Source organism: Streptomyces sp. NPDC006512 (assembly GCF_040611935.1).
GTDB lineage: Bacteria > Actinomycetota > Actinomycetes > Streptomycetales > Streptomycetaceae > Streptomyces.
This window is the reverse complement of sequence record NZ_JBEXPG010000028.1, coordinates 55823-69487: the sequence shown is the minus strand read 5'-3', so window position 1 is coordinate 69487 and position 13665 is coordinate 55823. Positions and strand designations below refer to the sequence as shown.

General features: G+C 72.8%; 15 protein-coding genes. 6 read left to right on the top strand and 9 right to left on the bottom strand.

Going from position 1 to position 13665, the window contains the following annotated elements; all coding sequences use genetic code 11:
* The first annotated feature begins 19 nt into the window (after positions 1 to 19).
* Entirely contained in the window at positions 20 to 733 is a 714-nt protein-coding gene (locus ABZZ17_RS20970) for a lysophospholipid acyltransferase family protein (RefSeq protein WP_356877800.1), read from the top strand.
* A 46-nt stretch (positions 734 to 779) separates the two neighbouring features.
* On the opposite strand, the gene ABZZ17_RS20965 is transcribed toward ABZZ17_RS20970, so the two are convergent.
* From ABZZ17_RS20965 to ABZZ17_RS20935, 7 genes are all read right to left on the bottom strand, one after another.
* Positions 780 to 2450, bottom strand: a complete 1671-nt coding sequence (locus tag ABZZ17_RS20965; RefSeq protein ID WP_356877799.1) for an alpha/beta hydrolase — start codon at positions 2448 to 2450, stop codon at positions 780 to 782.
* 191 nt (positions 2451 to 2641) lie between these two features.
* On the bottom strand, positions 2642 to 3436 hold the full coding sequence (locus ABZZ17_RS20960) for an urease accessory protein UreD (protein WP_356877840.1): 795 nt from the start codon (positions 3434 to 3436) through the stop codon (positions 2642 to 2644).
* A gap of 35 nt (positions 3437 to 3471) precedes the next feature.
* Positions 3472 to 4167, bottom strand: coding sequence for an urease accessory protein UreG (gene ureG, locus ABZZ17_RS20955; protein WP_356877798.1), 696 nt, complete (start codon positions 4165 to 4167; stop codon positions 3472 to 3474).
* A gap of 22 nt (positions 4168 to 4189) precedes the next feature.
* A complete protein-coding gene (locus tag ABZZ17_RS20950) occupies positions 4190 to 4864 on the bottom strand; it encodes an urease accessory UreF family protein (protein WP_356877797.1) in 675 nt (224 codons plus the stop codon).
* Between the two features lie 34 nt (positions 4865 to 4898).
* Positions 4899 to 6620, bottom strand: a complete 1722-nt coding sequence (locus ABZZ17_RS20945; RefSeq protein ID WP_356877796.1) for an urease subunit alpha — start codon at positions 6618 to 6620, stop codon at positions 4899 to 4901.
* Positions 6613 to 6924, bottom strand: a complete 312-nt coding sequence (locus ABZZ17_RS20940) for an urease subunit beta (RefSeq protein WP_356877795.1) — start codon at positions 6922 to 6924, stop codon at positions 6613 to 6615. The genes ABZZ17_RS20945 and ABZZ17_RS20940 overlap by 8 nt, the downstream gene beginning before the upstream one ends.
* 14 nt (positions 6925 to 6938) lie before the next feature.
* Positions 6939 to 7241 carry an urease subunit gamma gene (locus ABZZ17_RS20935; RefSeq protein WP_356877794.1) on the bottom strand — a complete coding sequence of 101 codons (303 nt, stop codon included), beginning with the start codon at positions 7239 to 7241 and terminating at the stop codon, positions 6939 to 6941.
* Positions 7242 to 7551: 310 nt separating this feature from the next.
* Between ABZZ17_RS20935 and ABZZ17_RS20930 the strand changes: the two genes are divergently transcribed.
* Positions 7552 to 7947 carry a VOC family protein gene (locus ABZZ17_RS20930; protein ID WP_356877793.1) on the top strand — a complete coding sequence of 132 codons (396 nt, stop codon included), beginning with the start codon at positions 7552 to 7554 and terminating at the stop codon, positions 7945 to 7947.
* Positions 7948 to 7957: 10 nt separating this feature from the next.
* Here the strand turns inward: ABZZ17_RS20930 and ABZZ17_RS20925 are convergent, their stop codons facing one another.
* Positions 7958 to 8413: an ATP-binding protein gene (locus ABZZ17_RS20925; protein WP_356877792.1), complete on the bottom strand. Its 456-nt coding sequence runs from the start codon at positions 8411 to 8413 to the stop codon at positions 7958 to 7960.
* 197 nt (positions 8414 to 8610) lie between these two features.
* Here ABZZ17_RS20925 and ABZZ17_RS20920 point away from each other — a divergent pair, with 197 nt between their 5' ends.
* Positions 8611 to 9495, top strand: a complete 885-nt coding sequence (locus ABZZ17_RS20920; protein ID WP_356877791.1) for a helix-turn-helix transcriptional regulator — start codon at positions 8611 to 8613, stop codon at positions 9493 to 9495.
* Positions 9496 to 9507: 12 nt separating this feature from the next.
* A complete protein-coding gene (locus ABZZ17_RS20915) occupies positions 9508 to 9729 on the top strand; it encodes a DUF397 domain-containing protein (RefSeq protein ID WP_356877790.1) in 222 nt (73 codons plus the stop codon).
* Here ABZZ17_RS20915 and ABZZ17_RS20910 read toward each other — a convergent pair.
* Positions 9726 to 10913, bottom strand: a complete 1188-nt coding sequence (locus ABZZ17_RS20910; protein WP_356877789.1) for an 8-amino-7-oxononanoate synthase — start codon at positions 10911 to 10913, stop codon at positions 9726 to 9728. The genes ABZZ17_RS20915 and ABZZ17_RS20910 overlap by 4 nt on opposite strands.
* 156 nt (positions 10914 to 11069) lie before the next feature.
* Here ABZZ17_RS20910 and bioB point away from each other — a divergent pair, with 156 nt between their 5' ends.
* Together bioB and ABZZ17_RS20900 are read left to right on the top strand one after the other, a co-directional pair.
* Complete coding sequence (gene bioB / locus ABZZ17_RS20905; RefSeq protein ID WP_356877788.1) at positions 11070 to 12329, top strand: biotin synthase BioB; 1260 nt, start codon at positions 11070 to 11072, stop codon at positions 12327 to 12329.
* Positions 12322 to 13662, top strand: a complete 1341-nt coding sequence (locus ABZZ17_RS20900) for an adenosylmethionine--8-amino-7-oxononanoate transaminase (protein ID WP_356877787.1) — start codon at positions 12322 to 12324, stop codon at positions 13660 to 13662. Before bioB ends, ABZZ17_RS20900 begins: the two co-directional genes overlap by 8 nt.
* Positions 13663 to 13665: the final 3 nt, after the last annotated feature.

Genomic DNA, 13665 nt, shown 5'->3' with positions numbered 1-13665 from the left:
CATCGACGGGAGCGGCCTGGTGTTCTACCACTTGCTCAAGCACGTCCTGCTCGGCCCGCTGCTGCGGCTGCTGTTCCGGCCGCGGATCGAAGGACTGGAGAACATCCCGGAGGAGGGCGCGGCGATCGTCGCGGGCAACCACCTGTCCTTCTCGGACCACTTCCTGATGCCGGCGATCCTGAAGCGGCGGATCACCTTCCTGGCGAAGGCCGAGTACTTCACCGGGCCGGGCCTCAAGGGCCGGCTGACGGCCGCCTTCTTCCGCAGTGCCGGGCAGATCCCCGTGGACCGCTCCGGCAAGGACGCTGGCCAGGCGGCGCTGCGCGAGGGGCTCGGGGTCCTGGCCAAGGGCGAGCTGCTCGGCATCTACCCCGAGGGCACGCGCTCGCACGACGGACGGCTGTACAAGGGCAAGGTCGGCGTGGCGGCGATGGCGCTGGGCGCGGGGGTGCCGGTGGTGCCCTGCGCGATGGTGGGCACCTTCGAGATCCAGCCTCCGGGCCAGAAGATCCCGAAGATCCGGCGGGTCACGATCCGTTTCGGGGAGCCGCTGGAGTTCTCCCGGTACGCCGGGATGGAGGGCGAGCGGGCGGTCCTGCGCGCGGTCACCGACGAGATCATGTACGCGGTCCTCGGCCTCTCCGGCCAGGAGTACGTCGACCGGTACGCGGGCGAGGTGAAGGCCGAGGAGGAGGAGAAGAAGCGGAAGAAGGCCCGGCGCCCGGGGCGCTGAGCCTTCTCCCTCACTTCACCGGTTCAGTGCTTCCCGGTCGCGGTCCTCAACGGACGGCCGGGAGCTCCTCGCGGGCCGGGAGGTCGGCGCCCGGGGCCTGGGCGAGCGACTTCGCGGCGGCCGGGGCGGGCGCCACGGGCGTGGCGTGCGGGGCGCACTTCACGTCCTTGGCGTCGACCTTGCCGGTCAGCAGGTAGCTGTCCACGCGGGTGTTGATGCAGGGGTTCACCAGGCTGGTGACGCCGTGCGAGCCGGCGTTCTGCTCGGTGATCAGGCGCGAGCCCCCGAGCCGCTTGTGCAGCGAGACCGCGCCCGCGTACGGAGTGGCGGCGTCGCGCTCGGACTGGACGATCAGGACCGGCGGCAGACCCTGACGGGCTCCGGCGCCGACCTCGATCGGGGTGCTCTGCTTGGACTTCCAGGTCGCGCAGGGCAGGTTCATCCAGGCGTTGGACCAGGTCAGGAACGGGTACTTCTGGTGCAGCTTGGTGTTGTCCCGGTCCCACTTGGCCCAGCTGGTGGGCCACTTCGCGTCGGCGCACTCGACGGCGGTGTAGACGGCGTTGCCGTTCTCCGAGGCCGCGTTGCCGACGGTGTCGGACATGTCCGGGGCGATCGCGTCGACCAGGGCCTGGGTGTCACCGGCGGCGTACGCGGCCCAGGTCTGGGCGACGGGCACCCAGGAGGAGTCGTAGTACGGGGCGCCCTGGAAGAAGCCGATCAGCTCGGCCGGACCGACGACCCCGCCGATGGGGTTGGCCTTGGCCGTGGCGCGCAGCTCCTGGTACTTCGCCTCGACCTTGGCGCGGGTGTTGCCGAGGTGGAAGACGTTGTCGTTCTTGGCGACCCAGTCCTGCCAGTCGTTCCAGCGGGTCTGGAAGGCGACGTCCTGGCCCAGGTTGGCCTCGTACCAGATGTTGTCCTGGTCGGGGTCGACCACGCTGTCGACGATCATGCGGCGCACGTGGCTCGGGAAGAGGGTCGCGTAGACCCCGCCGAGGTAGGTGCCGTAGGAGACGCCGAGGAAGTTCAGCTTCTGCTCGCCGAGGGCGGCCCGGATGACGTCCAGGTCGCGCGCGGTGTTGGGGGTGGTCATGTGCGGCAGCATCTCGCCGCTGCGCTCCTTGCAGCCGTCCGCGTACTCGGCGGCGAGCTTGCGCTGGGCGCGCTTGTCGGCCTCGTTGGAGGGGACCGGGTCGGCCTTGGGGGCCTTCACGAACTCCTGCGGGTCGACGCAGGAGATGGGCGCGGAGTGGCCCACGCCGCGGGGGTCGAAGCCGACGAAGTCGTAGGCCTTCGAGGTGTTCACCCACAGCGGGCTCTGGGTGGTGGACCGGCGCGGGAAGCGCATGCCGGAGCCGCCCGGGCCACCCGGGTTGTAGACGAGCGCGCCCTGGCGCTCCTGCTTGGTGCCCGTGCTGACGGCGCGGTCGACCGCGATGTCGATGGTCTTGCCGAAGGGCTTGGTGTAGTCGAGCGGGACCTTCACCCAGCCGCACTGGATGGGCTTCTCGAAGCCCCAGTCGGCGGGACAGTCCTTCCAGTCGATGCCGGTCCGCGCGGCGCGGGCGGCGGCGATCCGGACGCCCGCCGCCTCGGCGGATCCGTTGTCCCGGCCGGCCGGAGCGGCGGCGGCGGGCGTCGCGAGCAACAGGCCTGCGGCCAGTGCGCCGGTGACGAGAGTGGCGGCGCTCCCCAGCGCCGCGGTGCGTATCACGTGGTTGTTCCCCCTGCGTAGGTGCCGCCGTGGGCGGCCGGGTTCGGTCTGCCTCGGTCGTCGGCGTGCAAGGGGATCCTCACGCCTGACCCGCACCCGGCGACAGTGCGCGGGCGGGTTCTTTGCCAACCCGATAACCGGAGAGGTGTGTACCGCTCACCGGTGTCTGCTTCGCCCCGAGTTGGGCCGTCTCACCAGCCGTAGTCGCCCAGGGCCGCGTCCAGCAGTTCGCGCAGCCGCAGGGCGTCGGGGGCCAGGGCCGTCACGAGGACGGCCGGGCCGGCGAGCGGGGTGACCGCCGCGAACTCCCCCAGTAGCGCGGCCGGCGGCGGGGCCGCGGCGAACGCCGGGTCCACGACCAGGAGCTGACCGAGCGCCCGGTGCCCGGCGAGTCCCGCCGGGCCGTCCCAGCCGCCGGGGGCGCCGGGTCCGCAGGCGGTGTCCTGGTCCAGCAGGGGCCGCCCGTCCCGGGTGACGGTGAGACGGCTGCGCAGCAGGCCGGGGGCCTCGCCGGTGCGGCCGAGCACCTGCTCCTCGCGCAGCACCAGCCGGGCGGCGGGCGCCAGTTCGGCCCGGGTGCGCACCCGCAGGTCGCTGCCGCGTACGGAGACCAGCTGCTCCGGCAGCCAGCGCACCTCCGCGTCCCCGGCCAGGGTCAGCCGTACGTCGTACCGCGCGGCCTCGCCGCCCCGGCCGGGCAGCGCCAGGGTGGCGGCCGCCGAGCGCAGGGCGAGGCGGGCGCCGGGTCCGGCGGCGGCCTCCACCGTGAGGTGGTCCCCGCCGAGCGGGGCGCTCATCGCGCCGACCAGCATCACCTCCGCCTCGCCGGCGCCGCCCCGGGTGCGGCGCAGCGCGAGCGGGCCCTGCCCGGCCAGCAGCGGGAGGGAGGTGCCGCCCCGCCCGTCGGCGACGGCCCCGATCCGGGCGGTGGCCCGCAGGCCGGCGGCGGGCGGGGGTGCGGGGTGGGTGGCCGGCGCGCCGGTCACCGTACGGTCGGGGCGCGCGGCGGGGAGGGTGGCGGTCACCGTACGGTCCAGGCGGCCATCCGCTCGCGCACCCAGGCGGCCACCGGGCCCACGCCCTCGGGGCCGCGCAGGGACTGGAAGGCGACCGGCAGGTCCCCGCGCTGTTCGGCGGCGTCGTGGGCCATCCGGCCGAGGTCCGAGCCGACGTGCGGTGCGAGGTCGGTCTTGTTGACGACCAGCAGGTCGGCGGTGGTGACTCCGGGCCCGCCCTTGCGCGGGATGTCGTCGCCGCCGGCCACGTCGATGACGAAGATCTGGGCGTCGACCAGGCCCCGGGAGAAGGTGGCGGTGAGGTTGTCCCCGCCGGACTCGACGAGGATCAGGTCGAGGGGGCCGCTCAGCCGGAAGGCCTCTTCCAGTTCCTCGACGGCCTCCAGGTTCGCGGAGATGTCGTCGCGGATGGCGGTGTGCGGGCAGGCCCCCGTCTCGACGGCGGCGATCCGCTCGGGGGGCAGGACGGCTTCGCGCAGGAGGAACTCGGCGTCCTCCCGGGTGTAGATGTCGTTGGTGACGACGGCCATGGACAGTTCGGCCCGCAGGGCCCGGCAGAGGGCGGCGACGGTGGCGGTCTTGCCGGAACCGACGGGCCCGCCGAGGCCGATGCGCAGGGCGCGCCGGGTGCCGTCGGTACGCACCGGGGCGGCGGCGTGGGTGTGCCGGTGGCTGTGGGGCAGATCGTGGTCGAGGTGCACGGGGGTGACTCCTTGGGGGTGGTCAGGAAGCGAAGAGCCGTACCGGCCAGTCGGCATGGGCCTCGGCCGCGATGTCCAGCAGGGGGGAGGAGGCCGCGGGCAGCGCCTGCGGGCCCAGGGTCCGGGCCCGGTGCGCGGCTTCGGCCGCCCGCGCCGCGACGGCGTCCAGCTCGGGGGCCAGTCGGGCCAGTACCCCGGTCGCCTCGAAGGGGTCCAGGCCCAGCAGCCGTACCGTGGCGGTCGCCGGCCCGCTGACGCTCTCGTACGCCGCCACGTGCGCGGCCTCCAGCGGTCCGAGCCCGGCCGCGCGGGCGGTGAGGCCGAGCACCACCGGCTGGTGCGCCCCGCGGGGGAAGGCCGCGGCCAGCGCTTCCAGTGCGGGGTCGGGCCAGGTGGCGCGGGCCGCGCGCAGCAGCTGCCGCCCCAGGCGCCGTGCGGCGGCGCGCAGCGCGGGTGAGGCGGTGCGGGCGTCGGCGGCCGCGTCGAGTGCGGCGGGGTCGAGGCCGAGGGCCGCGGCGGCGGCGAGCCCGGCCGAGGTGAGGCCGGCGGTGTGCAGCCGGCCCCGGCAGAAGGCGGCCAGGGTGGCGGCGTCGTGGACGCGGCCGGTCTTGCAGGCGGCCTCCGCCCCGCCGGAGTGGGCGTGCCCTCCGGCGGGGAAGCGGCCGTCCGCGAGTACGAGCAGGGCGGCGAGGCTCACCTTGGGACGCCCCCCATCTTTGCGTGCCGCCCCATCAGAAGAGGAAGTAGCGCTGGGCCATGGGCAGTTCCGGTGCGGGCGCCGGTTCCACGGCCTCGCCGTCGATGGTGACGGTGAAGGTGTCGGCGTCGACCCTTACCCGGGGCATGGCGTCGTTGTTGCGCATGTCCGCCTTGCCGACCTTGCGGGTGCTCTCTATGGCCACGAACTCCTTGCCGAGTCCGAGGCGTTCGGGAAGTCCGTCGTCGAGGGCGGCCTGGGAGGTGAAGTTGAGCGAGTTCAGCGCCGGTGCCCGGCCATGGCCGCCGAACATGGGGCGGGGCAGTACGGGCTGCGGGGTGGGGATCGAGGCGTTGGCGTCGCCCATCTGGGCGTGGGCGATCTGGCCGCCCTTGATGACCATTTCGGGTTTGACGCCGAAGAAGGCCGGGTCCCACAGGACGAGGTCGGCGAGCTTGCCCGTCTCGACGGAGCCGATCTCGCGGGCGAGTCCCTGGGCGACCGCGGGGTTGATCGTGTACTTGGCCACGTAGCGGCGGGCCCGGTGGTTGTCGGCCGGGCCGTCGCCGGGCAGGAACCCGCGGCGCTTCTTCATCACGTGGGCGGTCTGCCAGGTGCGCAGGACCACCTCGCCGACCCGGCCCATGGCCTGGGAGTCGGAGGAGATGATGGAGATGGCTCCGAGGTCGTGGAGGACGTCCTCGGCGGCGATGGTCGAGGGTCTGATCCGGGATTCGGCGAAGGCGAGGTCCTCGGGGACGGCCGGGTTGAGGTGGTGGCAGACCATCAGCATGTCGAGGTGTTCCTCGACGGTGTTGACGGTGTGCGGCCGGGTCGGGTTGGTGGAGCTGGGCAGGATGTTGGGCTCGGAGACCACGGTGATGATGTCGGGGGCGTGGCCGCCGCCCGCGCCTTCGGTGTGGTACGAGTGGATGGTCCGTCCGGCGATGGCGGCGAGGGTGTCGTCGACGAACCCGGCCTCGTTGAGGGTGTCGGTGTGGATGGCGACCTGTGCGCCGGTCTCGTCGCACACGCTCAGGCAGGCGTCGATGACGGCGGGGGTGGCCCCCCAGTCCTCGTGGATCTTGAATCCGAGTGCGCCGCCGCGCAGTTGGGAGTACATGCCCTCGCGGGACATGGTGTTGCCCTTGCCGAGCAGGCCGATGTTGACGGGGTGGGCCTCCAGGGCGGCGAACATCCGGGCGAGGTGCCAGGGGCCGGGGGTGACGGTGGTGGCCTTGGTGCCCTCGGCGGGGCCGGTGCCGCCGCCGACGAGGGTGGTGATCCCGGAGGCGAGGGCCTCGTCGATGACGGTCGGGGAGATGAAGTGCACGTGCGCGTCGATGGCCCCGGCGGTGACGATCTTCCCGTTGCCGGCGATGATCTCGGTCTCGGGGCCGATGACCAGGGCCGGGTCGACCCCGTCCATGGTGTCGGGGTTCCCCGCCTTGCCGATGCCGCTGATCCGGCCGTCGCGGATGCCGACGTCGGCCTTGACGATGCCCCAGTGGTCCAGGATCACCACTCCGGTGATCACCGTGTCGGCGGCTCCCTCGGCGCGGGTGGTGCGGGCCTGGCCCATGGACTCGCGGATGACCTTGCCGCCGCCGAAGACGGCCTCGTCCCCGGAGCGGCCGGGGCCTCCGCTGAGGTCCTGCTCGATCTCCACGAAGAGGTCCGTGTCGGCCAGCCGGATCCGGTCACCCGCCGTCGGCCCGAAGAGGTCGGCGTACCGCTGCCGCGACACCTCAGCCATCGAGCGGCCCTCCGGTCTCCCCGCGCAGTCCGGGCACGGCCCTGAGCCCGCCCAGCGGTACGAGTTCCACGGCGACCGGGATGCCCGGCTCGAAGCGGACGGCGGTGCCGGCGGCGATGTTGAGGCGCAGCCCGTGCGCGGCGGGCCGGTCGAAGTCGAGGCCGGGGTTGGCTTCGGCGAAGTGGTAGTGCGAGCCGACCTGGACGGGCCGGTCGGCGGCGTTGAGGACGGTGAGGCGGGTGACGGGGCGGCCCTCGTTGAGGCGCACCGGACCGTCCCCGTAGGCGATCTCGCCGGGGATCATGACGGGTGCTCCTCTCAGACGATCGGGTCGTGGACGGTGACCAGCTTGGTGCCGTCCGGGAAGGTCGCCTCGACCTGGACGTCGTGGATCATCTCGGGGATCCCGTCCATGACCTCGTCGCGGCGCAGGACGGTCCGGCCGGAGGCCATGAGCTCGGCCACGGTCCGCCCGTCGCGGGCTCCTTCGAGGAGGTGCGAGGTGATGAGGGCGATCGCTTCGGGATGGTTGAGTAGCAGCCCGCGCGCCCTGCGCTTCTCGGCCACGTCGGCCGCGACGTGGATGAGGAGTCTCTCTTGTTCATGTGGTGTCAGTCGCACACGTATCACCAAGCTTCCGGGACATGATCAACATCGCGCCGGGACGACCGTAGCCGCCTTCAACGACTTGTTGGCCTGCGCATATCCATGCCAAGCAGGTCTTGTCCAACGCGGGGCGAGGCTTTCCGTTACGATCACCGGTGCTTTACCGGGCCATGGGTGATCATTGGCGGAAGACCGCGGGCTCACGGTAGGGCCCGCACTTTTCCGCTGAGTTAACCCACGTTTCGGGGAGGCACCCGGTTCAACTCCGGGAAGGCCTCCGGGTGGTCGCCGTATACGGGCGGGTCCGCCGCAGGCAAGGAGAGCCATGTTCGTCAACCCGGTGCGGCACATCACCTTCGACGCCCTCGACCCCTACCGGCTCGCGGAGTTCTGGTCGGAGGTGACCGGCTATCCGATCCACCCCGACGACGTGGAGGGCGACGACGAGGTCCTGCTGGAGCCCGGGCAGCCGGGTGTGCCGGGGCTGCTGTTCATCCGCGTTCCCGACGCCAAGGCCGTGAAGAACCGCGTCCACCTCGACATCCAGCCGCCCGTGGGCACCCGCGACGAGACGGTGGAGCGGCTGGTCACGGCCGGGGCCCGGATCGTCGACGACCGGCGCGACGAGGACGGGGTCATGGGCTGGGTGGTGCTCGCCGATCCCGAGGGCAACGAGCTGTGCGTGGAGCGGAGCGCCGTCGAGCGCGGCACCGCCCTGTAGGGCCGGCCGGTCAGCAGCCCCGGGCGGCGCCGGCCGCCGGCGCGCCGACGGGCTGCCAGGGCAGGGCGATCCACACCGTCTTGCCGCCGTCCTCGGTCGGGCTGACCGAGAGCCGGCCGCCCGCCTCGGCGGCCAGCCAGCGGATGATGACCATGCCCCGGCCGTTGTCCTGCTGGACGGCGGCCGGGAGCCGGCGGGGCCAGCGCGGGTGACTGTCCGTCACGCCGACGCGGAGCCACTCCTCGCGCTCCAGGCGCATGTCGACGGTGAAGGTGGGCGACTGGCCGAAGGTGTGCTGGACGGAGTTGGTGGCGAGTTCCGAGACGATCAGCCGGACGGTGTCCGCGGTGTCCGCGTCCTCGGGCAGTCCCCATGAGCTCAGCACCTCCGCCACGTAGCGGCGGGCGGCGGCGACCGAGAGCGGATCGCTCGGCAGAGTGACGGATGCTTCCTGGTGATCTGCCATGGCGACGTCCCTTTCCCACCAGGGCGGAGCCGCCCCGGATCTACGCTGAGCGCCAGAGTGCCACCCATCGTGCCGCCGTTTCCGGCGATCCCCCAAGATATGCATATATCTGTCGCTCAATGCGGTGAACTCTGCTACGGAAGAGCGTATTTGGACGGCAGACTGGTGCGAGCTGTGCCGGTGGAAGGAGAGCGGGTATGCAGCACGGTCCCGCGGTACGCCGGCGCAAGCTCGGCGAGGAACTGCGTGCCCTCCGTGACCGGTCCCGGCTCACCAGCGGTGAGGTGGCCCGGATCGTGGGATGGCACCAGTCGAAAATCAGCCGCATCGAAACGGGGCGCAGCGGCGTCAAGGCGGAGGACATCAGGCTGCTCCTCGACGCCTACGGGGAGGTCGTGAGCGCCCAGCAGCGGGCCCTGCTGGAGGCCCTGGGCGCCTCGGCGGCCGGTCCCGGGGCGGGTGCGGACACCGGCCGGGGGCGCCAGTGGTGGCACGACTACCGGGGGCTGCTGCCGCAGGAGTACCGGGACTTCATCAGCCTGGAGGCCGGGGCCCGTGCGGCCCGGACCGTGGAACTCTCCGTGGTCCCGGGCCTGTTGCAGACGCCGGACTACGCGCGGGCCGTGACCCGGGCCGCGCTCGGGGGGCTGCCGGAGCCGAAGGTGGACGCGCTGGTCGACGTACGGCTCGCGCGGCAGGCGGTCCTGCGGACGGATCCGCCGCTGGAGCTGAGCGCGGTGCTGGACGAGGCGGTGCTGCGCCGGCAGATCGGGGGGCCGGGGGTGATGGAGGAACAGCTGAGGCACCTGGTGGAGGTGGCGCGGCTGCCTCAAGTGCGTCTACAGGTACTGCCGTTCAGCGTGGGGGGACATCTCGGCCTCACCGGACCGTTCGTAATTTTCTCATTTCCGAGCATCGCCGATCTGGATGTGGTGGTACTCGACCATTTGACGAGTAGCCTCTATCTGGAGCGGAAGGAAGACCTAGACGCGTACAGCGCCGCGTTCCGCACGATCCAGGCGCACGCCCTCCCGCCCCGTGACTCGTCGGATCTCATCAGCTCTATCGCTGACGACGCGTAAGGAGGCACCCCCGTGTCCGCAACCCCCTTATCCACCAGCGGACTTCTGAGAAGCGCGCGGTGGCGGCGGAGCAGCCGCAGCACCGGAATGAACAACTGCGTGGAAGCGGCCGCCCTCACCGGCGGTCTGCTGGCCGTCCGCGACTCCAAGCGGACGGACGGCCCGGCCGTGCTCTTCACCGGGCCGGCCTGGGACGGCTTCCTCGCCTCCGTACGGGCGGACGGGCTCGACTAACCCCGTAGCGCCCGCGGGTCCGTGGCCCCCGCCGGAGCGGTCCGCAGGATCGTCTCCACGGCGCGGCCGATCTCGTCCCCCGTGAGATCGGCGCGAGCCGTCAGCCGCAGCCGGGAGATGCCGTCCGGCACCGACGGCGGACGGAAGCAGCCCACGGACAGACCCGCCTCGCGGCAGTCGGCGGCCCAGCGCAGTGCCGCCGAAGCCGACGGGGCCCGTACCGACACCACGGCCGCGTCCGGCCTGGCCGCGGTCAGGCCGGACGCGGTGAGCCCCTCGTACAGCAGGGCGGCCACCTCCCGGGCCCGGTCCGCTCGCCCCGGCTCACGCTGGAGCAGCCGCAGGCTCGCCAGCGCCGCGCCCGCGGCGGCCGGAGCCAGCCCGGTGTCGAAGATGAAGGTCCGGGCGGTGTTGACCAGGTGCCGGATCACCTTGGCCGGGCCCAGTACCGCACCTCCCTGGCTGCCCAGGGACTTCGACAGCGTCATCGTCGCGACCACGTCCGGCGCGCCCGCGAGAGCCGCGGCGTGCAGTGCGCCCCGGCCGCCCTCCCCCAGCACGCCGAGCCCGTGGGCGTCGTCCACGACCAGCGCCGCGCCCTCGGCCCGGCAGGCCCGCGCGTACGCGGCGAGCGGTGCGGCGTCCCCGTCGACGGAGAACACCGAGTCGGTGACCAGCAGGGCCCGGCCCGCGTGCGCGGCGAGCGTCTTGCGCACCGGCTCCGGTTCGCCGTGCGGGGTGACCGCGACCTCGGCGCGCGAGAGCCGGCAGCCGTCGACGATCGAGGCGTGGTTGCCGGCGTCGGAGACGACGAGCGTGCCCCGGTCGCTCAGGGCGGTCACGGCGGCGAGGTTCGCCGCGTATCCGGACGAAAGGACCAGCGCCGCCTCGAAGCCGCAGAACGCCGCCAGTTCCCGCTCGAGCTCCGCATGAAGCTCGGTCGTGCCCGTCACGAGACGGGAGCCCGTGGCTCCCGCGCCCCAGCGCTCCGCCGCCTCGCTCGCGCCCCGGACGGTCTCGGGATGCCGGGACAGACCCAGATAGTCGTTACTCGCCAGGTCCAGGAGCGGTGAGGAAGCCGGGCGCGGTCTCAGGATCCGGACCAGTCCGGCCCGCTCCCGGGCCCGCTCCGCTTCGTCGATCCAGGTGAAGACGTCCGGGGGCTCGGGGGCGTGCTGAGGCATCGGCGGGTCCTCGTTTTTTGTCGGCAGTCCACAGATCAGAAAGACCCTAGCCGCCGTGACCCGTGCGCCAGGTGTGGCGATACACACACTCCGTTCCGGCCATGTTGTTCATTCTCTCCTTGGCCGGGAGTGGTCGTGTGGTCCAGGATCGGCCTCATGGACCTGCTGAACACCCTGGTGGACAAGGGGCTGCGGCGAGAGCTGCCGACCCGCGAAGAGGCACTCGCCGTGCTGGCGACCTCTGACGACGAACTGCTCGACGTGGTGGCCGCGGCCGGCAAGGTGCGCCGCCAGTGGTTCGGCCGTCGGGTCAAGCTGAACTACCTGGTCAACCTGAAGTCGGGACTCTGTCCCGAGGACTGCTCGTACTGCTCCCAGCGCCTGGGCTCGAAGGCCGAGATCCTCAAGTACACCTGGCTCAAGCCGGAGGAGGCCTCCGAGGCGGCCGCGGCCGGCGTCGCGGGCGGCGCCAAGCGGGTCTGTCTCGTGGCGAGCGGCCGCGGTCCGACGGACCGGGACGTGGACCGCGTCGGCAAGACGATCGCGGCCATCAAGGAACAGAACGAGGGCGTCGAGGTCTGCGCCTGCCTGGGCCTGCTCTCCGACGGCCAGGCCGAGCGGCTCCGCGACGCGGGCGCCGACGCCTACAACCACAACCTCAACACCTCCGAGGCCACGTACGGGCAGATCACCAAGACCCACACGTACGCGGACCGCGTCGACACCGTGCAGAAGGCGCACGCGGCCGGCCTGTCGGCCTGCTCCGGCCTGATCGCGGGCATGGGCGAGAGCGACGAGGACCTCGTCGACGTCGTCTACTCGCTGCGCGAGCTGGACCCCGACTCCGTGCCGGTCAACTTCCTGATCCCGTTCGAGGGCACCCCGCTGGCCAAGGAGTGGAACCTCACCCCGCAGCGCGCCCTGCGGATCCTGGCGATGGTGCGGTTCGTCTGCCCCGACGTCGAGGTCCGGCTCGCCGGCGGGCGCGAGGTCCACCTGCGCACGATGCAGCCGCTGGCCCTGCACCTGGTCAACTCGATCTTCCTCGGCGACTACCTCACCAGCGAGGGCCAGGCCGGCCAGGCCGACCTCGACATGATCGCGGACGCCGGCTTCGAGGTGGAGGGCGCCGGTACGTCGACGCTCCCCGCGCACCGCTCCGACATCGCCGCCGCCGCGGCGGCTCCCGCGGGCAGCCCGTGCGGCTCCGGTGCCGCGTCCGTCTGCGGCTCCGGCTCCGCGCCGGAGTCCGCCGGTGCCGGCTGCGGTTCCGCCTGCGGCGGCTGCTCCGGCCACGCCGAACCGGCCGCGGCCGTCGGCGAGGTGCCGGCCCAGGCGGAGGCGGGCGAGGTACGCCCGGACCTCGTGGCGGTGCGCCGCCGCGGCGCGGGAACGGACCTCGCCCCCAATGCCTGATCAGAACCATCCTCACCCCCCGTACCGCCGGCCGGACGCGCTGCCGGCCGCCGAACTCCTCGAACTGGACCGGCAGCACGTCTGGCATCCGTACGGTCCGATGCCGGGACGCCAGGAGCCGCTGATCGTCGCCTCGGCCTCGGGGGTCCGGCTGCGCCTCGGCGCCCCGGCCGAGGGCCAGGACGAGCTGGTCGACGGCATGTCCTCCTGGTGGTCCGCCATCCACGGGTACAACCACCCGGTGCTGAACGAGGCCGTGACGGCCCAGCTCGGCAGGATGTCGCACGTGATGTTCGGCGGGCTCACCCACGAGCCCGCCGTCCGGCTCGCGGCGAAGCTCGTCGAGATCACCCCGGCGGGCCTGGAGCACGTCTTCCTCTGCGATTCCGGCTCGGTCTCCGTCGAAGTCGCCGTCAAGATGTGCCTGCAGTACTGGCGTTCGCTCGGCCGCACCGGCAAGACCCGGATGCTGACCTGGCGCGGCGGCTACCACGGCGACACCTGGCAGCCCATGGCCGTCTGCGATCCCGACGGCGGCATGCACGAGCTGTGGCAGGGCCACCTGCCCCGGCAGGTCTTCGCGGACGCCCCGACCGGGGGCTTCGACACGCCCGTGGACCCGGCGTACGCCGACCACCTGCGCTCCCTGCTCTCCGCGCACGCGGACGAGCTGGCCGCCGTCATCGTGGAACCGGTCGTGCAGGGCGCGGGCGGCATGCGCTTCCACCACCCGGACCACCTGCGGGTGCTGCGCGAGCTCTGCGACGAGTACGACGTCCTGCTGATCCTGGACGAGATCGCCACCGGCTTCGGCCGCACCGGCGCCCTCTTCGCCGCGGACCACGCGGGGATCACCCCGGACGTGATGTGCCTCGGCAAGTCGCTGACCGGTGGTTACCTCACGCTCGCCGCGACGCTGTGCACGTCCCGGGTGGCCGACGGGATCTCCCGGGGAGAGGTCCCGGTCCTCGCGCACGGGCCGACCTTCATGGGCAACCCGCTCGCCACCGCCGTCGCGCTGGCCTCGATCGACCTGCTGCTCGGCCAGGACTGGGCCGGCGAGGTCAAGCGCATCGAGGCGGGCCTGCGCGAGGGCCTGGCCCCGGCGGCCGGCCTCCCCGGCGTGCGGGACGTACGGGTGCTGGGCGCCATCGGCGTGATCCAGCTGACGCACGAGGTCGACGTCGCCGCCGCGACCCGGGCGGCGGTCCGCGAAGGCGTCTGGCTGCGCCCGTTCCGCGACATGATCTACACGATGCCCCCGTTCGTCACCGGCGACGCCGACGTGGCCCGGATCTGCCGCGCGGCCGTCGCGGCGGCGCGGGAAGGATGAGGC